Origin of the sequence: Lentzea aerocolonigenes (assembly GCF_000974445.1) — a bacterium.
In the GTDB taxonomy this organism is placed as follows: domain Bacteria; phylum Actinomycetota; class Actinomycetes; order Mycobacteriales; family Pseudonocardiaceae; genus Lentzea; species Lentzea aerocolonigenes.
The window spans coordinates 257,488-277,440 of sequence record NZ_BBOJ01000005.1 but is presented as its reverse complement, the minus strand read 5'-3'; the positions used below and the strand labels follow the sequence as shown (position 1 = coordinate 277,440).

Sequence of the window (19,953 nt, the reverse complement as noted above, 5' to 3'; positions counted from 1 at the left end):
ACGCAGACGCTCCACTGTGGACTGTGCTGACGAGTGGTCAGCACACCCGATCCGGGAGGTGACCGTCCAGGTGCAGCACGTGCACCGCGACCCGGCCCTGGCGCGCGGGCACCGTGCGGCGGTGTCCGTCCAGCGTGGCGAGGTCGATGGTGTGCACGGGACGTGAGATGAATCCGTCGAGCCGAGTTCGGCGCCATCGGTCGACGAGGTGGTAGTAGCTCAGCCAGACGACGTCACCCAACTCGGCGAGCACAGTGCGTGGCGAACGCCGGCCGCACCCAGAGGCCGGGTTGGCCGGTGGGGCGACGGAAAGGTGGGCTGCCCGCATCATGCCGGGACTCCCGTCCCCGGCCGGAGAAACGGCCGGTTGAGTTTTCGCCGAGTACGACGTGAGCTTGACCGCCCACATGCGAGGGGTTCCCGACAAAATCAACCCTACACCAATTCCGCGAAGATCGACAAAATACACAGAATGATCTTCACGTCACCGAACATCGCAGGTGAAGCCATTTCTGCCGCCCCGAAAGTGCTGGGCACAAAATATCACGAACGCGTAAGCCGGCGGCAACTCGCACGAATTCGGAAGATCACATGATCTCGATTCGACTTGCCGGTTACCACGATTTCCCTCAACCAGGCGCGCACGCGACCTCGAACGGAGCACCCGACACGAGCGCACCGATGCGGACGACAGAGGTGCCGACCACCGAACGACCGTTCCTGCGGCCGTAGCTGGTCGACGACATCGCGGCTTCCCGGATCCCACATCTGTCCAAAAAGGACTCTTATGGTGATCCAGGATCGCGGAATGGGTAACGATCCTCAAGGAGGACGACATGACGACGGACCCGGTCAGACGCGTCGGCCTAGCACCCTCAGCTTCTCCCGCTCCCATCCCCATGGCCGTTGTCCTCGGAACTGTCCTTGCGAGCGATGAGTTCGTCGCGCAGCAAATCAAGGGCGCGATGCTGGCTGAGGCGCACGGCTTCCGGGCTGCACCCCAGCAGGGCGGCCACCTGCTCGGCGGAGAGCCCCGTGACGACACGAAGCCGCAGAATCTCGCGCTCGGTGTCCGACAGCACCGACAGCGCCCGCCAGGGCAGCGGGTTGTTCACGGGAGCCGCCAGACCGGAGCGGCGATCGGCGCGGACGGTTCCCTTGCTCCGGCGCGGAAGCCGATGTCCGCCGCACGGTCGAGATCTCCCTCGACGAGGTGGTTGGTCGCCTGGAGGATGCCTGGCCGTCGGGGTGCGGGACGAGGATCGGGAACGGCCACGGCGACTCTCCTGGCATGCGAATGGGAGAAGTGGGCACCGCCGAGGTCCAGAGCGGTCGAATGACCACCCGGCTGACGACCTGGGGCGCCAAGCCGGGAACCCTGATCACCGCAGATGATAGACCGCTCCTCGGTCGACCGTGCCCGTTCGGCAAGCCGGGGTCGGCTGCCCTGTCGGGCACCCGTCGCCGGTTCACACCTGGCAGGGCAGCATCGTCTGCCTGAATGATCTCCCTGCCTTCGTTCCTCGTCAGTCCGTTCACCCGTCTGCTGCCGCCCCGTTCGGTGGCAGCGGCCGCTGACGTGCTCAGCTATGTTGACAGTGGTCAAGTCACATCGACGCGTGTTCCTTCCGCCCTGGACCCCGGCGGCGCCCACTTCTTCGGTACCGGCTATCAGGAGTGCCGCCATGGCGACCCCGGATTTCTTTCCTGGCGCGAAAAGTGCACCGAACACGATCGGTCTGCCCGACGTGGAGCGGTTGGAGGCGGACACGGATGCCCTGCGCCTCGTAGACCACCGGCAAGGCGGGAATGTCTGCCTCGACGCGGTAGGTGCCCTGATCGGAAACGGGCGGCTGATGCTCGAGGCTTCCTCCGCCGAATACGTACGACGGCGGTTGTACGTTGCGCTGGGCGACCTGTACAACCTCGCCGGCTGGGTGTCCTTCGACGCCGGCCTGGCCGGCAGCGCCCGTGTGCACTTCGCCCAGGCGCTGGCGCTCGCGGGATGGGGCCGGAACGACAGCCTGGTCGCCAACATCTCCTACCGGCTCGGACGCGTGTGCCTGCACCACGAGAGCCTCGACGAGGCTTTGGACTACTTCGAGCTGGGCCTGCTCGCCGCGGCGGGACCGGGCGACGGGATCGCGGCCGGCATCCTGTCGGTGAACTCGGCGTGGACCCACGCGCGGAAAGGCGACGGTGATCAGGCACTCGCCGTGCTCGACCGCGGCCGGGGCCACTTCGCGGCCGCCGATCACACCGAGGTGCCTGCCTGGGCCAGGTTCTTCACCGAGACCGATCTGTCGGCCATGATCGGCGCCATCCACACCGATCTGGCCCTCACGGTGAACGCTCACCACACCGCGGACGCGATTCCGCTGCTCACCGAAGCTGTCGACGGCTACGGCGACGACTGGGCCCGCAGCCGCGCGTTCAGCCTCATCCTGCTGTCGATCAACCACCTGATCAACAGGGATCTTGATCATGGCGTTGCCATCGGACTCCGAGCGCTGGCATCCGCCGAACAGCTGGCCTCGGCGCGCGTCCGTGACCGCATACGCCCGCTCGGCAGGCACGCGGAGCACCACCGCTCGCACTCCGGCGCGCGGGAACTCGCCGCGCGCATCGCCGCTTTCGCCGGTCCACCGCCGCGGCAACGCTGACACCGTCGCCGTCGGAGCCGCCCGCACTCCGCCACCCCGGTGTGCGAAGGGCTAGAGTCGTCCCACGAGATCACGATGGCGAGGAGTGACCGACGTGGGCACGAATCGGCACCTCGATCTACTTCTGGTGATCAACGAGATCGCCGCGGCCGACCAGGAACCAGTCGGTGTCCGCCACGTCTGCCTTGCCTGCCGGACCGGCCTCGACGCCGTCGGCGTCGCGGTCTACCTCGCCGGCGCGTCCCAACCCCTCGAGGTCGTTGGCCCTGCGGGCGACTACCTGGCCGAGCTGCAGGTGACGATGGGCGAAGGGCCCGTGGCGGAGGCCGTGCGGCAGAACCGCTCGGTGCTCGCATCCGACCTGGCCGACGGGTGGAGCACGCGGCGATGGCCCGTGTTCGCGCCCGCCGCGGTCGCGGCCGGGGTGGCGGCGGCCTTCGTGATCCCCCTCACGCTCGGGGCGATCGCGCTGGGCGCCCTGGAGATCTGCCGGGACGCCGCCGGCCCGTTGTCAGCGGACGAGCTCGCGGACGCGTTGCTCTTCGCGGACACGGCGACAACGCTGCTGCTCGACCGGTCCGCGACGTTGCCGACACCGGAGGCCGCCGACCTGCCGCATTCCGAGCCGGATCGCCGCTGGGCGGTGGTGCACCAGGCCACCGGGATGGTGTCGGTGCAGCTGGACACCGATCTCGGTGAGGCGTTCCTGCGGTTGCGGGCCCACGCGTTCCTCACCGGCCGTCGCCTGTCCGAGGTGGCGTCCGACGTGGTCGCGCGCAGACTGAGATTCACCCCGGATACCAACCATGAGAAACAGAGGTGAGTCACGTGTTGGACCGGCGGATCGCTCGGACCTTCGTCGAGCTGGCGGGCACGCTCGTGCTGGGGTTCGACGCCATCGACTTCCTGCACACCCTGACCGAACGCTGCGCCGAGCTGCTGGAGGTCGACGCGGTCGGGATCCTGCTGGCGGACCAGCGGGGTGCGCTGAGCCTGGTGGCCGCGTCCACCGAGCAGGCCCGGATGCTGGAGCTGTTCCAGCTGCAGGACGAGGAGGGCCCCTGCCTGGACTGCTTCCGCACCGGGCGGCCGGTGGCGTGCGACGACCTGGCCCAGGAGCCGCAGCGCTGGCCCCGGTTCACGCTCGCGGCGCGCGAACAGGGCTTCTCCGCCGTGCACGCGGTGCCGATGCGACTGCGTGAGCAGATCATCGGCGCGCTGAACCTGTTCCGGACCTCGCCCGGCACCATCCCGGAGGACGCGGTCGAGCTGGCCCAGTCCTTCGCCAACGTCGCGACGATCAGCATCCTCCAGTTCCGTGCGTTGCGGCACAGCGAGATGGTCACCGAACAGCTGCAGAACGCGCTCAACAGCCGCGTCGTCATCGAGCAGGCCAAGGGCATCCTGACCGAACGCCTGCAGATCGACGTCGCGGACGCGTTCTCCCTGATGCGGACCTACGCCCGCAACAACAACCAACTGCTGTCGGACGTCGCGGAGCAGGTGATCGCGAGGTCACCTCAGGTCGCCGGACTGATGAGGACCAGCAAACCCCGGCCACACGAGTAGAAAGACACAGCGGCCAGAACAGGAGCGCTGGCACGCTGTCGAGCCGGCGCAGCCACGACCCTCCACAGTGGACTGTACCCTGGCGACTTCGCTCCAAGCCGGCGGATCGCCTCGGACCAGAGTCCTTCCGAGCTGCTCGTTCTGCGTTTGAGCAACCACCTTCAGGCGATCGGCGTCGATGGCGCACCACTACCGGCACAGCCCGTCCGCAGGCCGTCATCGTCAAGCGATACATCGACGATCCACACGGCCACGCCACCTGGGCGCAGCTGGGCGTGGTCGACGTCCGGCCAGATGTCGATCACCTCGTCCAACCCGGTGATCATGATTGGCCGCAGCACCACTCGTGTGTCCGCCACCAGGCACAGCCTGACGCCGGCCGCGTCCGCCGCCTCCCTGACGGTCACCAGGACGGTGAGACCGGCGGCTCCGAAGAAGCTCACGCCGGTGAGGTCCACCACCAGTTGCGAGCAGGCGGGCCGCACGTGCTCAAGGAGACGGTCGCGCAGCAGCGGGCTTGTGCACGAGTCCACCTCGCCACGCACCGCGATCACAACCACATCGGGCCGGTCAGCGGCTTCCTGTGCGGAATGGCCTGTCGGCGCGCGTTGGAGGAGCGGCATCACGGGGACATCTCCTTGATCAGGACAACGTTGCGTCTGGCCGGCTGTTCGCGACCCGGCTGCGCCCAGCCGTGCGCGGATGGTCGAGCGACTTGGCCATCGACACAGGCCACGAGTTCGCAGACGGCGCAGTCACGTGACTGCGCCATCAGGACTTGTCGGCAGGACTTCCGCTGGATACCTGGCCGCGAGTGCACGGATCCGATCGATCGCCAACTCGGCTTCGGCCGCGCTGAACAGGCCCAGACCAGCAGCGCTCAGGACGGCTGCCACCGTGCTCTGATGAGGTTCGGCGATCCCCGCGACCGGCGCGGGAACGGAAGGCTGGTCGAGATGCGCCACGGGTGTGCCCCTTGGTCGGATGGCGTCATGCCGGGGTCCAGGGCACTTTCCCGCAACGGTACTCGCTTGTCCGGAAAACGTTCGATCATCGCGCCTCCCGCCGGCCGCTCGGACGCTCAAAGCGCCAGTCCGGGTCCAGGACCTGTCGCGCCGGAGCCGTGATCGCGCTGCCTGGAACTTCTCGGCGTAGGCTGAAGGGCACCAGAGGCGAACGAGTGCCGCGGTGTCGTTGGCGCCGCCTCGGGCGCACGAACAATCCCCGGCATCACTTCATCGGGTGGGCCGGAGGCAGGAGCGCCGGGATGATCTCGGAGCCGCTCAGTCCCGCACGCACGGCACCGGAGGACCGGCGCGGCCGCGGGTTGCGTCTTCGGATGAAGCCGGCCGGGGCGGTATGCGGGCCCATCGCCGGCGGCTGGTGGCCCTGGTCGGACGACCCGGCCGCCGAGTTCCCCGAGCTGGTCGCCGCGCTCGCCGAGTGGGTCGGCCCGGTCAACCGCATCTCCTACCACCTCGACACCTGGGGCGCGGTCGCCCGGAAAGCACCGATCGGCGGCCGAACGGTCCGGTTCGAAGGTTTCCGATCGATCGACCCGCACACCGTCGTGGTGATCGGGGCCGACCATCGGCGGGTCAGCCTGCTCGTCGTCCCGCCTGGAGTCCCGGCAGGGGCCGCGCACTCGGCGCTCAGATCGGCCGCCGACCGCGACTCGACCGCGAACGTGGCGGACATCCTGGCGGCCAACGGTGTGCCGCCGGAAACCGGCCACTTCAGCCCTGCGTTCATTCCCAGTGCCCGCCTGGCCGAGCCGGCCGAAGAGCGCTGGGAGACAGAAGGCGGGCACCTCTGACGATCAGGAAGCGTCATCGCGAGGGATGATCACTGAACGCTCTCCGTCCAAGTGAGGTGGGTGCCTCCGTCACGGGTGTCCGACTGACTCAGCACACCCCGGTACTCCGCCAGGAGGGTGATCATCGCAGCATGGTCGGAATCTCGGCCGTCGTCGATGATCTCGACAACGACGAAGCCTTCCAGCACTCCGACACGGAGATGCACGCTGCTCACGTTCGGGTGCTGAACCACTGTGCGCAAAACGGCCTGGACGACCAGTACCACGCGATCGGACAGCTCGGTGGCAAGATCAAGCCTGCCGTTGAAGTCGACGTGCACCGGCAGACCGAAGACCACGGACTGGTCCTCGACCGTCCTCAGCAGTCTTTGCGGCAGGTTCTCCTGCCGGTGGCCGACAAGTTCGCCGGCAGCGCAGGCGCGAAGGTGGCGAACGAGGGCGTCCATCCTGTGCACGTACCCGGCGAGCCGAGCCCGGTTCTCCGGCCGCGGCTGGATCGGGACGAGCCCCTGCAACCCCATGCACAGGTCGAACAGCTCCCCGATGACGTGATCGCTGATCTGCATGCCAGCCAGTTCGGCGCGCGTCCGGTCGAGTTCCAGCACCGCGCTCGTGTGACTGGCGAAGCGGACCAGGTCGTCGTGGTCAGCTTCGGTGAACGGTGGCCCGCCGGGTAGCCTGCCGACGCTGAGCAGGCCCGCCGTCCCCGTGCCCGCCGGCAGCGGCGCCGAGACGCACCTCCCCAACTCCGGGAACAGCTGGTCGTCAGCCCGAGAGGCATCGACCGCGGCACCGGGCAGCAGGTCCGCACCCACCACCGCCCGCACGACCGGATGGCGTGTGCCGGTCGAGAGGGTCAACACCGCGAAGTCAGCGCCCATCCCCAGTTGCGCGAGTCGCAGGATCGAGTGCAGCGCCTGGCCGCTGCCGGATTCGCCGTTGGGCCGTGTGTCCATCGTCTCCCTCAAACGGCTGCACGTCGGCAGGGGGTCCTCGCCGACGTGGGAGTGGCAACTGGTGCAGTCGATTCGAAACCACGTCGCGGGCTCTGCCGACCGGCACCCGAAACAGGGTCGAGAGTCTCCACTGTGGACAGAAGCAGGGGATTGCGGCGTCGAGCTGGGCACCGTGGCGAACGCCCGCCCTGCGCGGAGCAGCCGGACGCTCGCGTCCGCAGGTCCCGTCATCGGCTGCTCGTGCTTCCCACGCCGAATCAGCGGCGTCTCGAATGCCGTCGGAGAGCAGGTCCTCGACCAGAACCCGAAGAGCCTGGCGGGGCGCGGTGTCCCACTCGGTCAGGGTGTAGCTCACCCGCGGAATCTCACCCGGCCGAAGGTCCACGCTGCCACCAGACCTCGTCGACGTGCCCCGTGGTGGGCACCTTCGGTCGCAACCGCAATCGCTGCAGAGACCGAGGCTGCTCGGTGGCCGTGACAGCCGGTGGGGTGACGGAAAGGCTGGGAACCGACGTCATGCCGGTACTCCCGTCTCCGGCCTGAGAAACAGCCGGTCAGGTCTGCCGAGTACAGCCTGAGCTGACAGCTCACGCGCGAAATGTCCCCGGCAAGGGCGACCTTACTCCCCTCCATTCATGATCGACCGGAGTTTCTTCGGCATACAGGCTGCTGGATGCCCACCGCACCGGCGGTAGCTCTCTGGCCGCGCAAGGACGGCATCACGTCCGGCCGCACGAGATCACCTGCCGGGTCGGTGAGGAGATCGAGGGGCTGCAACCGTGTTCGGAACCCGCTCGCGGCCTTGCGCTACCGGGTGCCGACATCGGTACCGTCAGCGATCATGTCCGCGGCGCTTCCGCACGGACCGCAGCGCCACGGTCCACCAACGCGCCTCGACAGCCACCGCCGACAGATCAGGCTGACACGGATGGAGAACCTTCATGGCGGCTGAGTCACGGCACCTGCGGGAACTTCCCGAGGCGAAGTCGATGCACCTGCTCGCCAGCACGTCGTTCGGCCGCCTGGTGTTCTCACAGCACGCATTGCCGGCGATCCGGCTGGTCAACCACATCGTCGACAACGGCACGGTGATCATCCGCACCCACCTGGCCGGGACGGTGCTGGCGCCGGCGGGCACGGTGGTCGCCTACGAGGCGGACGTGATCGACCCACACACGCACCTGGGGTGGAGCGTGATCGTCACCGGTCTCGCCGAGTGGGTCACTGATGCTCGCGACGTGGTGCGCTACGAGCAGATGCTGCGGACGTGGGGTGACGGTGACATGGACCAGGCGATCCGGATCCGCCCGCACTTGGTCACCGGGCTCGAGTTCGTCGGGGATGGCGGCGACTGAACGTAGCGACCGGCGTCATCGAAGCCGTCGTACGGTGTCGGACAGGTCGGCGGCGCCGTCGACGATCGCCTGGGCGGTGTCGATCAGGTGCGCGTCGTGCAGGTGCGAGTGCGTGATCATGACGGTGCGGGCCGCGGCGACGGAGATGCCGTGGCGTTCGGCCAGAACCCCTTTGGCCTGTTCGACAACGGCGTGGTCGAACAGTGCGGTCCGAAGTTGTTCCGCGAGCGAATCGCGCTGACGCAGCGCCCCGTCGAAGGTGACGACGACAGCCGCGAAGTCGGCCACCCCTTGCGCGAGTTGAACTTCACCGGCAGAAGGCTCGTGTGCTGAGGCGTTGAACAAAGCCAACGCACCCAGCGACGTGCCGGCGAAGGAGAGCGGCAGGGTGTGGACGACCTGGAAACCCGCGGTCCGCGCCTGTGCGGTGAACAGCGGCCAGCGGCTCGTCACCGCCAGGTCGGCGACCGTCACGGGCTGCCCGGTCCGGCAGGTGTCGTGACACGGCCCCTCCTGCAACCGGCACAGCTCCCGCGCGGTGGCCGCCCCCTGGCCGGACGCAGCCACGTCCTGACCGTTGAGCACAATCGCGGCCGCGGCCAGGCCCAGCAGTTCCACACAATGCCGCGTCAGTGCATACAGGTGGCCGCCGAGGTCGATGCCACCGGGCAACGCGATCAACGCGTCGATCGGCGGCGCTGTTCGCGCCATCGCGAGTCGTCCTCCGGCCTGGTGGATCGTGCGGATGGTGTCGTCGAGCCTGGTGATGACGGCCCGCACCCGTTCCTCGGCGAGGCGCCGGTGGCCGGGGACCAGGCCGAGCACGGTGTGCAGGTCGAGGCCGGCTGCGTACAGCTCGTGCACCACGCGGCTGAGGACCCCGTCGACCCCGTGCTCGGAAGGCAGGCCGTGCGGCTGGGGTTCGGGTCGGTTCAGCGAAACGGGCCCGGCCGGTCGAGATGCCGGGACGGGCTGTTGCTGGGGCATTGTGGTGGATCCCTTGGACTCGGCTTGCCGAAGCGCGGATGAGGCCGCCGGGGTCCAGGGCAGCGTCCGGGCACCGCGCACCGCGGGTGATGGACGATCATGATGGTTCCGCGCGGGTGGTCTACGGACAACCAGCCGGTCGGGCGATGCTCGGTGACCCCCGATTGCTCCTTCTGGGTGGGATCGGACGCTGCGCTGGCGGCGATCGCGATCACGTCGGCAGGTGCCGTCTTCGGCCTGTTCCGCCATCTCGTCCTCGGTCGGGCCCGTCGTGGCGCGGCAAACGGCCAGCACCCCACCCGAAGGCGAGCGCCAGCGCCATCACACGGAACCGGGACGGCATGTGCGCACGCACGACCAGGCCCACGTTGAGGCTGCCTGCTCAACCCGCGCGCGGACCTGGCCTGACCAGCGAAGCTGGTCGCCGCCGAGTCCGTCGAACCGGGCTCGTCGTGCGCGGAGTACCCAGGCGGTAGCTGCTCACACGTCTTCCGCGGCATGCTCGCCCATCCGGGCTGGAGCGCCTTGGCGACGTCGTGCTCACCGCGGGTGGCAGGCTGTTCCCGGTCCTGGTGCTGGCCGGACTGACTCCGCGGTCGCTGGGCTTGCGCCCCGCATGGGTCGACCGGCTGCCTGAGCGCGGTGATCATCATCGTCGCCGACCCGTTTCTCGAATCATCTGGGCTGGAGACAGCTTGACGAGGTGCCTCGACAGTGCCTCACGTGGCCGGAGCCCCTACCGGCGGTGCTGTGCGGACATCACTCGACCCAGACAAGATCGCCTGATCATGACTGATCGCCTGCCGAATCGTCCGCTGCGGCAGCCTCAACCGAAACTGCTCCACTACACCTCTCGAGTGACACCCTGTGCTCGACGACCAGACGCCCCCTCAAGAAACCCCTGGTCGGAGCTGTTCCCATCTGCTGTGTGCCCTGCCGGGGGCACCAGATTGATCAAGCATTTTCGCAGGTCAGACCTGCTTCCTGAGGGCGCGCACAGCGGCAGAAATGCCTTACCAAGTCGGCCTTGTTCCCGTCGGTCACCTGCGGGCCTACGGGCTCGCACCGGCCGTTCCTGCAGGATGTTCCCACGGCGTGAGCACTTGCTGCACTTCAGCCAACCGCTCGGCGACAGAAGCGGATGTCGCCCGTTCGCGAGTGTTCAGGAATCTGGCTGCGCCTCCGTCGCCGACGCTCATCCTGGAGATCGGAAACCGCACCGTCGAACGCCCTCGCCGAGCCCGTCAGGAACTTTCGTCCTCGACGAGGTGGCCCACCTGGCGGCGATCCGGCGCAGCCACATGTGAGCCAGATCCCGTTCGTGGAGCTGATGCCACCACAGGGACTCCACCAAGTGGCCGATCTCGAAGTCGAGCTGCGCGATGACGACTCCCTCAGGTGCATCGGGACCGCCTGACCTCTGGCCTGCGGGGACATTTCCTTGTCGGAAATGCGATGACGATCAATCCCCGCGGCGGCGGACAATGTCCGGGGCGTACCACCACCAGCATCGAATTATGCCGATGCCGCAATCGTCACCCGGTCGATTCGATGAATGGACACTTACCGGGGAACCCGCCTCGGCGATCAGGAACTGTCGAGGCGGCCATCCTTAGGCTCGGGTCGTGCCTGTCACGCAAAGGCTGCACCAGAGGGGTCGCCGCGCCGCCGCACGTCAGGCTGGTGCGTTGTTCGCGCTCGCCGGCGTTGTGGCGTTGCCCGGCATCCTGACGCTGCCCGATCAGGCACCGTTGCTGCTCGGGATCTGTGCGGCCGATCTCATCTGCGCCGCGTTCGCGTGGCTGCTGCCGTGGGGGCGATGGACACCGCTGTGGCCCGCGGTCCTGTCGGTGCCCGCTCTCGCCATCGTCGCCGTGTCGACGTGGGCGATGGGCGGCTTCGTCAGCGGGACCGCCCCGTTCCTCCTGCTGGTGTTCGTCTGGATCGGGTTGAACTTCCCCGAGTGGGTGACGTGGGCGGCCACTCCGCTGGGCACAGTCTCGTACGTCGCGCCGCTGATCCTGCACGAGCAACCCCATGTGGTGGTCGGCAGCGTCTTCCTGATGATGCCGGTGGTGGTCGGCATCGCGCTCCTCGTCGGCAGGCAGATCAGAACGCTTGAAGAAGTCCGCGACGCCCTCGCGGCCGCGCACGACGAGGCCGTCCGCCTCGCCTGCACCGACCCGCTCACCCAACTCCGCAACCGGTTGTCCCTCAGCAACGACCTGGGCTCGATTCACGCGCGTGCCGTGCGGAACCACTCGCGGTACTCCGTCGCTCTTTGTGATGTCGACTTCTTCAAACGCTACAACGACACCCAGGGCCATCAGGCCGGTGACGAGGTGCTCCGCAAGGTCGCGGAGGCCTTCACCACCAACATCAGGAGAGGCGACCAGGTGTACCGGTACGGCGGTGAGGAGTTCCTCGTCGTGTCGCCTGACCAGGATCTGGCCTCCGCCGAACGCACCGCCGAACGGATCCGGGCGGCGGTGGAAGCCCAGCGGATACCGCACCCCGGCGGCATCGGCAGCTCTGTCACGCTCAGCGTCGGAGTCGCCGCGTTCGAACCGGACGAGCCAGAAGACGTCGCGACCCTGCTCCACGACGCGGACGAGGCGCTCTACCGCGCCAAGGAGAACGGCCGCAACCGGGTGTGCACGACGAAACGCGCTGACAGAGTTCGCTGACACGAATGCGGCGACTCCGGCCGAGCTGCACCTGCCTCGGTTGCAGATCGGGTGCAATTCGGGTGCAGATTTCCACACCCTGCGGTCATCCCCAAAATTGACGACGATTTTGCCGTCCACACACGAGGCGACCAGATCTTTGTCGCACCAATGAATGAATCTCGCCCGCCGGACCTGCGCGATTCTTTCGCCGCCGTGACCATGAAAAGACGCAAGGCGAATCGGTGTGCCTGCGGTCGAGGAAGTGAAGTGATTTCACGAGGAGGACGTCATGAATCAGGATTGTCGAGCGACTGTCCGGGCCGACCACGGGTTCACGCTCATCGAGTTGTTGATCGTCATCGTGATCCTCGGCGTGCTCGCCGGCGTCACCGTGTTCGCCGTGCAGGCGTTCAACAACGAGGGCAAGGAAGCCGCCTGCCTCGCCGACAAGAAGAACGTCGAAGTGGCCGCCGAGGCCTACTACGCGAAGAAGGGCACCAAGGCGGCGAGCCTCACCGACCTCGTCACGGAGGGCTTCCTCAAGCAGGTGCCGCGTACCGACAACGGCTACACGATTTCGATCAACAGCGACAAGGCGGTCATCGCGAGCGGCGCCTGCACCTGACGCCGATGTGACGCGAAGTCCGTTGACCCACCTCGCACAGGAGGCCTGTCGTGAAGGTTGATGATCAGCGCGAGCGTGTCGACGCGCTGCTCGAAGCGTTGTCCGCCGCCGGTGGTACCGACCTTCTGCTCACCGCGGGCATGCCGCCCCAGATCAGGGTTCAGGGCATGCTGCGCCCCGTCGAGGGGCAGCGGGCGCTCACTGGCGAGGACACGGAGGCGATGCTGGGCGAGCTGCTCACGCCGAGCCAGTCGGCGGCGTGGGCAGCGAGTCACGAATACGACTTCTCGTTCGGATGGAGTGGCCGCGCCCGCATCCGCGGCAACGCGTTCAGCCAGCGCGGGCGTACCGCGTTGGCGTTGCGGATGATGCCCAGCCGGATCCCCACCATGGAGGAGTTGCGCCTACCGCCCGTGCTGCGCGAGTTCACTCGAAGGCACCACGGCCTGGTGCTGGTCACGGGGCCGACCGGCTCCGGCAAGTCGACCACGCTGGCCGCATTGATCAACCAGATCAACCACCACCGCGCCTGCCACATCCTCACCATCGAGGACCCGATCGAGTACGTGTACGAGCACGGGCGCTCGGCCGTCAACCAGCGCGAGGTCGGCACCGACACCGCGTCCTTCGCCGCTGCTCTGCGTTCCGCACTGCGGGAGGACCCCGACGTCCTGCTCGTCGGTGAGATGAGGGATCTGGAGTCCATCCGGTTCGCGCTCACCATCGCCGAGACCGGCCACCTCGTGTTCGCGACGTTGCACACCAACGACACGGCGCAGGCACTGGCCCGCATCGTCGACGCCTTCCCCGCCGAGCAGCAGGCGCAGGTGCGCGTGCAGCTCTCCGCGGCACTCACCGGAATCGTCTACCAGCGGCTCCTGCCACGCATCGGCGGCGGGCTCATCGCCGCCCACGAGGTGCTGGTCGCGACCACCTCGGTGCGCAACCTCATCAGGGAGGGACGCACGCACCAGCTGCGGAACGCCCTGGTCACCGGCCGGAGGGAGGGCATGGTGACCTTCGAGCAGTCGCTGTCCGAACTGGTGGTCGCAGGCGAGGTCGACTACGAAGAAGCGGTCACCCGCAGCCTTCACCCCTCGGATGTCGAGACGACTCCCCGGCCACGAGCGGGCGTGCGGACATGAGGCTGGGCAAACGCAACCGGTCGATCCCGGAAGTCCCCGAGGGGACCCCGAAACACGCCCCCGCGGCACCACCGGAGCCGGCGACCACGCAGGACAAGACGATCGTGGCCGGTGGAAGCCGGCTCGGCGAGATGCTCATCGACGCCAACCTCGCCACGCGTGAGCAGGTGGCCCATGCGCTCGAGGCGGCCCATCAGCCCGGCGGCAAGCGCCTGGGTGAGTACCTGGTCGACCAGGGTGCCCTCACCGAGCGAACGCTCGCCGAGATGGTGGCGAAGCAGCACTCGCTCGACGTCGTGGATCTGCGGGAGGTGACACCGGAAGCGTCCGCGATCGAACTGCTCGCCGAGGAGACCGCACGCGCCCTGATCGCGATCCCGATCGAGCTCGACGGCGACGAGGTGGTGGTCGCCGTGGCCGCGCCGTCCGCCGCGACGATCAAGATCCTCGGTGACGTCACCGGCCTGCTGGTGAAGGCCAAGGTGGCCGCGCACTCGGACATCATGGCCGCGATCAGTCGCAGCTATCGCGCGCTGGCAGGGGTCCGCTCGAAGGTCGAGGCGTTCGAGGAGCAGGACCGGCAGCGCCGGGAGGTGGCCGACGCGGCCGACACGGTGGTGGCGAACGAGAACGCTCCCGTCGTGCAGGTCGTTCAGATGATCATCACGCAGGCGCTGCGGGACCGCGCGTCCGACGTGCACATCGAGCCCCAGCAGGACCGCGTGCGCGTTCGCTACCGGATCGACGGCGCGCTGCACCACGTGCTCGACCTGCCCGAGTCGATGGGACCGGTGGTCGTCAGCCGGATCAAGATCCTCGCGGGGATGAACATCGTCGAACGTCGTCGCCCGCAGGACGGGCAGATCAGCATGGACGTCGAGGACCGCGAGGTGGACATCCGGGTCTCGACCACGGCGGTCGTCGGCGGAGAGAAGGTCGTGCTGCGTCTGCTGGACAAGAGCAGGCCGCTGTTCCGGCTGGAGCAGCTCGGGATGCACGACGCCACGGCCACGCGCTACAGCGCGCTCCTGCGCTCCCCGTACGGCATGGTGATCTGCGCGGGCCCCACCGGCAGTGGCAAGACCACCACCCTGTACGGCTCACTGCGCGAACTCAACAGCCCGGACCGCAACATCATGACGATCGAGGACCCCGTCGAGTACGTGTTCCCGTCGATCAACCAGATCCAGATCAACGAGCAGGCGGGCATCACCTTCGCCGGCGGCCTGAAGTCGATCCTGCGGCAGGACCCCGACATCATCCTCGTCGGCGAGGTCCGCGACGTGGAGACCGCGCGCATCGCCGTCCAGGCGGCACTCACCGGCCACTTCGTGCTGTCGTCACTGCACGCGACCGACGCGGCGTCCGCTTTGCACCGCCTGCTGGACATGGGCATCGAGCCGTTCCTGGTCGCCTCGTCGGTGACCGCGGTGGTCTCCCAGCGCCTCGTTCGCCGGGTGTGCGGCTACTGCATCGAGCAGTACACACCGTCGGCCGAGGAGCTCGCGCTCTACGAGTCGATGGGCGGCCGCACGCCCAAGAGCGGCTATGTCCGCGGCACCGGCTGCAACTTCTGCGCCCGCACCGGCTACCTCGAACGAATCGGGGTCTACGAGCTGATGCAGATCACCGACGCGATCCGGGAGATGGTGCTGAACCGCGCACCGCACGACCAGATCCGCAAGACCGCCCGGCACGAGGGCATGTGCACCCTGAAGGAGGATGCGGCCCGCCTGGTCGAGGACGGCGTCACGAACCTCAGCGAGGTGTTGCGCAGCATCTACGTCATGGGGAGCTGAGATGCCCAAGTACACCTACGTCGCCATCGACTCGGAGGGTCAGCCGGCGAGCGGCCTGCAGCGATCCGCCAACCGGGAGGCGGCCGAGGCAGCGCTGTCCGAGCGCCAGTTGCGCGGCGTTCAACTCACCGAGCGGCGACACGTGCTCGACGTCGAGCTGTCCCCCAAGCGGGTCAAACGCGAGGAGGTCATGCACCTGTCGCGGCAGCTCGGCGCCTTCATCCGCGCGGGCCTCCCGATCATCGACGCGGTGCACAGCCTCGGCGTCGAGGCCTCCAACCCCTCCGTGCGCCGAATGATGAGCGATGTGGAGGAGGGCCTGCGACACGGCAACCGGCTCTCCGACTGTCTCGACAACCACCCTCGGATCTTTCCCGAGTTCTACCGGGGCATTCTGCGTTCGGCCGAGCTCACCGGTCAGCTCGACGTCGTTCTGGATCAGCTCGCGAGGTACCTCGAGCGGGATCTGGAGGCACGCCGGAAGATCAAGTCAGCGCTGGTGTACCCGTCGATGATCGTGCTGATGGCGATCGCGACGGTCGCCGTCCTCGCGGGTTTCGTCCTGCCGCGCTTCAAGGTCTTCTTCGCGAACATGAACGCCACGCTTCCGCTGCCCACCCGGATCCTGCTCGCGTTCACCGATTTCATCAGCCAGTGGTGGTGGGCGCTGGCGGGCGGCCTCGTGGCGCTGGTCGTCTCGTACCTGATCGCCGTCAGGACGCCCGGTGGCCGCCACGCCAGGGACTACCTGCTGCTGAAGGTGCCGGTCGTCGGCATCGCGGTCGAGTACGCCCTCGTGGAACGGTTCTGCCGCATCCTCTCCTCCATGGCGGGTGCCGGTGTCCCGCTGCCCGAGGCCTTGAGGGTGGCGACCGACTCGCTGCGCAACGTGGTGTTCATGCGCGCACTGGCCCACGTGGCCGAGGCGATGATCGAGGGCGAGGGTCTCGCGGGCCCGCTCTCCGCGACCGGCCTGTTTCCCGGAACGGCGGCACGCATGATGCGCGTCGGCGAGGAGACCGGCACGTTCGAAGCCCAGCTCGAGGTCACCGCCCACTACTACGAGGGCGAGCTGGACTACAAGCTGAAGAAGCTGACCGCGATGTTCGAACCGGCCGTCATCGTCGTCATGGGTCTGATCGTCGGCTTCGTCGCCGTCGCACTGGTGTCCGCGATGTACGGCGTCTTCGACCAGGTGAACCAGTGATGGCCGCGCAATGCCCGGCACCCTCGCGTGAGAGCGGCGAGACTCTGATCGAGCTGGTCGTCGCGGTGTCCATCATGGCAACGGCGCTCGTCGCGGTCATGGCCGGGCTCGGCACCAGCGTGCTGGTCTCCGACGTCCACCGCAAGCAGGCCACCGCGGGATCGGTGCTGCGCAACTACGCCGAGGCGATCAACGCCACGGTGACCAGCGGCGGTTATGTGAACTGCGCCGCGGCGTCCGCGTACGCGTCACCTGCGGGCTTCACCGCTCCGGCCGGCTACAGCGTTTCCGTCGTTCCGGGCTCGATGCGGTACTGGAACGGCAGCGGCTGGCAGCCGGCGTGCTCCGCCGACACCGGGCTGCAGCAGCTCACAGCTCAGGTCACGAGCGCCGACGCCCGCGCGACCGAGACGCTCGTGCTGACGCTGCGCAAGCCGTGCCGGCCAGTGGATCCGCCGTGCGACTGACCACCCGCCACCACGACGCGGGCGTGACGTTGATCGAGCTGCTGATCGCCGTCGCGGTGCTCGCAGTGATCACCGCACCGCTCGCCAACGCGATCATCGGCTACCTGCGTGTCTCGGACGCCGCCTTCGAGCGGATGGTCCTGTCGCACGACGCACAGATCAGTGCGGCGTACTTCGCGGGTGACGTCGCCTCGCTCGGCGTGCGGGACTACAGCGGCGCGGTCGACTCCACCGGCACCGTGCCCTTCAAGGCGTCCGTCCAGACCGCGGCCGCGTTCAACGCGGGCGCGACGGTCTGCGGTACCAGCGCCACACCGGTCGCGGTCGTCCGCTTCCTGTCCGACAACTGGAACACCTCGGCCGCGCCTCCGGTGGCCGCGACCGACGTCGTCGCCTACTACCTGAAGCCGGTGGGGCCGGCCACCGAACTGTGGCGGATGAAGTGCTCGGGGCCGGCGCCCACGCCGGTGTCGGACACCGCGATCGCTCACAACGTCGACCCCGCAACGGTGTCGGTCACCTGTTCCAGTTCCTGCACGGGCAGCACGCCGCCCGAGCGGGTGACGCTCTCGTTCACCGTCCAGACGGGAGGCGCCGCGCCCTACCCGGTGACGCTCAGCGGCCAGCGGAGGCAGACATGATCCGACGGTTGCGCCGCGACGACAGCGGCGCCTCGCTGATCCTCGTTCTCGTCGTCGTCACCGTGATCGCGCTGAGCCTGTCGGCTCTGCTGTCCTTCGCCGACACCAACCTCCGCGCGACGATGGCTCTGCGGGACCAGGCCGCCACGACGTCCGCCGCGGACGCCGCGATGAAGTCCGCGATCAACACGCTGCGCAACGGCACCTTCAGCGGAGCACCCGGCGAGCAGTGTTTCGGCACGAGCAGCACGCTGTCCCTGCCGCTGATCTCCGGCCAGGACTCGGCGGCGGTCAGGTGCACGGGCGAGCCGGCCAAAGTGCTGATCCACTGCCCGTCGGTGTCGCAGTGCAACCGGCCGGGCGCGGCGCTGCTCACCCTCGGCCGGGTCCCGGGCGAGGACGGCGTGCGCATCGAGCAGCCGACGACCTCCACGTTCAGGGTGCACGGCACCGTGTTCTCCAACTCCAGCCTCAACGTCGTGAACGGTGCCCTCAACACCAACGCGGCCGTTTATGCGCGAGGTGCCTGCACGGGGGTTGTGCAAAGCACGCCCCCGCCGTCGTGCAACTACAGCGCGGCGAACGCTCTCGGTGACGATCCCCGCTACGCGCCCGAGGTGTCGGCGATTCCTGCCTGGCGAGCGCTGCCTCCGTGCACGACACCGAACTCGACCGTGGTGTTCGAACCGGGTCACTACGACGACGCGAAGGGCCTGACCGACATGATGGCGGGCAACAGCGCGTGCCGGGGCAGCACCTGGTGGTTCAAACCCGGTGTGTACTACTTCGACTTCCGCAACGGTGGCGCCGACCGCAACCCGCTGCTCAAGCCGTCGGAGAACGTGTGGACGATCGACGACGGCCGCCTGGTCGCGGGCACGCCCACCGCCGCTTCGGGAGTACCGCCGGCAGGCGTGGTGATCCCCGGCGCGTGCGACAACCCGATCAACGGCGCCAACGCCCGCGGTGTGCAGTTCATCTTCGGTGGTGACAGCCGGTTCGCGGTGAAGTCCGGACAGGCGGAGATCTGCGGCACGTACAGCACCAGCAGGCCGCCGGTCGCGGTGTACGGGCTCACCTCGGGTGCCGCGCCGACCGTCGCGCTGTCCGGAGCCACCGCCCTCAAGCCCACGACGGTCACCGACGCCGGACAGTTCGGCACGACGAACGCCGCGGTGTTCGCCGATGCCGACGGGACCGCGTTCGGGACGTGGAAGTACAAGAAGGGCGATGCCTCCACCGGTGCGGTGACCGTGAAGGGCTTCACCCCGCCGTCGCCGATCCCGGCCGGTTCCGTGTTGAGGTCCGCGACGGTGAAGGTGGTGCACCGGCACTCCGACACCGCTGCCACCGATCCGCTGTCGATCTCCTTGACACCGAACGGATCGACCGCGGTGACGGGCAGCGCGGCAGGCCAACCCGGCTCCTCGTCGTGGCGGACCGATGCCGTCCCGCTCGACACGACGGGCACCGGTTCCCTCGCCAAAGCGGTGAACGCCGGCACGTTCAGCGGCGCGACGATCGCCGTGACGGCCTCGACCAACTCCAAAGTGGACGAAACCCAGGACATCGACGCGATTCAGCTCGAGCTGAGCTACACACCACCGGCGTTCCGCGCGGCCAGCGGCTGTGTGGTCGCCGCTCCCTACACGGGCTCTGGCTCCTCCACCTGCGCGCTGATCACCGCCGTGAACAACTCGGGCAACCAGTTCTACGTCCAGGGCACGACCTACGCACCGCTCGCCGCGGTGGACCTGACCCTCAACAACGCTTCGGAGCAGGTCTTCCGCTTCGGCACGATCGCCAGAGCCGTGTGGATCAAGGAGACCGGTAGTTTCGCCTACACGGGCCCGGTCATCGAGGTGCCGGACGACTCACCGGGCTTCGGGGTGAGCGCGTACCTCGACGCCTACGTGTGTCCGAAGTCGGCGAGTTGCGCGGTGGCCGGCACACCCGCGCTGCGCAGCCGGGTCGCGTTGTTCGACTCCGATCCCGCCTCTCCCGCGGCCCGCCGCAGGAAGATCGCGGTGCTGAGCTGGTCGACGCCGGGGTAG

General features: G+C 68.2%; 19 protein-coding genes and 1 pseudogene. 13 read left to right on the top strand and 7 right to left on the bottom strand.

Features of this window, described 5'->3' with window-relative positions:
• Positions 1-37 precede the first annotated feature (37 nt).
• The 3 genes from AOM45_RS11950 to AOM45_RS50745 all read right to left on the bottom strand — a co-directional run bounded on the left by AOM45_RS11950 (position 38) and on the right by AOM45_RS50745 (position 1,276).
• Complete coding sequence (locus tag AOM45_RS11950) at positions 38-253, bottom strand: hypothetical protein (RefSeq protein WP_030470023.1); 216 nt, start codon at positions 251-253, stop codon at positions 38-40.
• 622 nt (positions 254-875) lie between these two features.
• Positions 876-1,115, bottom strand: a complete 240-nt coding sequence (locus tag AOM45_RS11945) for a sigma factor-like helix-turn-helix DNA-binding protein (protein ID WP_035911696.1) — start codon at positions 1,113-1,115, stop codon at positions 876-878.
• Positions 1,112-1,276, bottom strand: coding sequence for a hypothetical protein (locus tag AOM45_RS50745; RefSeq protein ID WP_156094077.1), 165 nt, complete (start codon positions 1,274-1,276; stop codon positions 1,112-1,114). The genes AOM45_RS11945 and AOM45_RS50745 overlap by 4 nt, the downstream gene beginning before the upstream one ends.
• Positions 1,277-1,565: 289 nt before the next feature.
• On the opposite strand from AOM45_RS50745, the pseudogene AOM45_RS11940 reads away from it, so the two are divergent.
• The 3 genes and pseudogenes from AOM45_RS11940 to AOM45_RS11930 all read left to right on the top strand — a co-directional run.
• A pseudogene (locus tag AOM45_RS11940) lies at positions 1,566-2,663 on the top strand (NsdA family TPR-like regulatory protein); the annotation flags it as partial.
• Between the two features lie 94 nt (positions 2,664-2,757).
• Positions 2,758-3,486: a GAF and ANTAR domain-containing protein gene (locus AOM45_RS11935; protein WP_162185702.1), complete on the top strand. Its 729-nt coding sequence runs from the start codon at positions 2,758-2,760 to the stop codon at positions 3,484-3,486.
• 5 nt (positions 3,487-3,491) lie between these two features.
• Positions 3,492-4,232: a GAF and ANTAR domain-containing protein gene (locus AOM45_RS11930; RefSeq protein ID WP_156094093.1), complete on the top strand. Its 741-nt coding sequence runs from the start codon at positions 3,492-3,494 to the stop codon at positions 4,230-4,232.
• A 161-nt stretch (positions 4,233-4,393) separates the two neighbouring features.
• On the opposite strand, the gene AOM45_RS11925 is transcribed toward AOM45_RS11930, so the two are convergent.
• Positions 4,394-4,855 (bottom strand): STAS domain-containing protein, encoded by a 462-nt coding sequence (locus tag AOM45_RS11925; protein ID WP_156094079.1) that lies wholly within the window; start codon positions 4,853-4,855, stop codon positions 4,394-4,396.
• A gap of 132 nt (positions 4,856-4,987) precedes the next feature.
• Positions 4,988-5,197, bottom strand: coding sequence for a hypothetical protein (locus tag AOM45_RS50740; protein WP_156094080.1), 210 nt, complete (start codon positions 5,195-5,197; stop codon positions 4,988-4,990).
• Positions 5,198-5,499: 302 nt separating this feature from the next.
• Here AOM45_RS50740 and AOM45_RS11920 point away from each other — a divergent pair, with 302 nt between their 5' ends.
• Positions 5,500-6,048, top strand: coding sequence for a DUF5994 family protein (locus tag AOM45_RS11920; protein ID WP_174517898.1), 549 nt, complete (start codon positions 5,500-5,502; stop codon positions 6,046-6,048).
• A gap of 29 nt (positions 6,049-6,077) precedes the next feature.
• On the opposite strand, the gene AOM45_RS11915 is transcribed toward AOM45_RS11920, so the two are convergent.
• The gene (locus AOM45_RS11915; RefSeq protein WP_030470029.1) at positions 6,078-7,004 is read right to left on the bottom strand and encodes a sensor histidine kinase; all 927 of its coding nucleotides are present in this window, start codon (positions 7,002-7,004) and stop codon (positions 6,078-6,080) included.
• A gap of 941 nt (positions 7,005-7,945) precedes the next feature.
• Here AOM45_RS11915 and AOM45_RS11910 point away from each other — a divergent pair.
• Positions 7,946-8,359, top strand: coding sequence for a pyridoxamine 5'-phosphate oxidase family protein (locus AOM45_RS11910; protein ID WP_030470030.1), 414 nt, complete (start codon positions 7,946-7,948; stop codon positions 8,357-8,359).
• Positions 8,360-8,374: 15 nt separating this feature from the next.
• Here the strand turns inward: AOM45_RS11910 and AOM45_RS11905 are convergent, their stop codons facing one another.
• Entirely contained in the window at positions 8,375-9,346 is a 972-nt protein-coding gene (locus tag AOM45_RS11905) for a GAF and ANTAR domain-containing protein (RefSeq protein ID WP_236703322.1), read from the bottom strand.
• Between the two features lie 1,625 nt (positions 9,347-10,971).
• Here AOM45_RS11905 and AOM45_RS11900 point away from each other — a divergent pair.
• The 8 genes from AOM45_RS11900 (at position 10,972) to AOM45_RS11865 (ending at position 19,953) form a co-directional block, all read left to right on the top strand.
• Complete coding sequence (locus tag AOM45_RS11900; RefSeq protein ID WP_156094081.1) at positions 10,972-12,033, top strand: GGDEF domain-containing protein; 1,062 nt, start codon at positions 10,972-10,974, stop codon at positions 12,031-12,033.
• A 271-nt stretch (positions 12,034-12,304) separates the two neighbouring features.
• Entirely contained in the window at positions 12,305-12,640 is a 336-nt protein-coding gene (locus tag AOM45_RS11895) for a competence type IV pilus major pilin ComGC (protein ID WP_030470033.1), read from the top strand.
• Positions 12,641-12,690: 50 nt separating this feature from the next.
• The gene (locus AOM45_RS11890) at positions 12,691-13,785 is read left to right on the top strand and encodes a type IV pilus twitching motility protein PilT (RefSeq protein ID WP_051784084.1); all 1,095 of its coding nucleotides are present in this window, start codon (positions 12,691-12,693) and stop codon (positions 13,783-13,785) included.
• On the top strand, positions 13,782-15,584 hold the full coding sequence (locus tag AOM45_RS11885) for a GspE/PulE family protein (RefSeq protein ID WP_236703319.1): 1,803 nt from the start codon (positions 13,782-13,784) through the stop codon (positions 15,582-15,584). The genes AOM45_RS11890 and AOM45_RS11885 overlap by 4 nt, the downstream gene beginning before the upstream one ends.
• Position 15,585: 1 nt before the next feature.
• Positions 15,586-16,791: a type II secretion system F family protein gene (locus AOM45_RS11880; RefSeq protein WP_030470036.1), complete on the top strand. Its 1,206-nt coding sequence runs from the start codon at positions 15,586-15,588 to the stop codon at positions 16,789-16,791.
• Positions 16,791-17,258 carry a type IV pilus modification PilV family protein gene (locus AOM45_RS11875; protein WP_030470037.1) on the top strand — a complete coding sequence of 156 codons (468 nt, stop codon included), beginning with the start codon at positions 16,791-16,793 and terminating at the stop codon, positions 17,256-17,258. The genes AOM45_RS11880 and AOM45_RS11875 overlap by 1 nt, the downstream gene beginning before the upstream one ends.
• Positions 17,249-17,899, top strand: coding sequence for a PulJ/GspJ family protein (locus tag AOM45_RS11870; protein WP_236703318.1), 651 nt, complete (start codon positions 17,249-17,251; stop codon positions 17,897-17,899). The genes AOM45_RS11875 and AOM45_RS11870 overlap by 10 nt, the downstream gene beginning before the upstream one ends.
• Entirely contained in the window at positions 17,896-19,953 is a 2,058-nt protein-coding gene (locus AOM45_RS11865) for a hypothetical protein (protein WP_030470039.1), read from the top strand. Before AOM45_RS11870 ends, AOM45_RS11865 begins: the two co-directional genes overlap by 4 nt.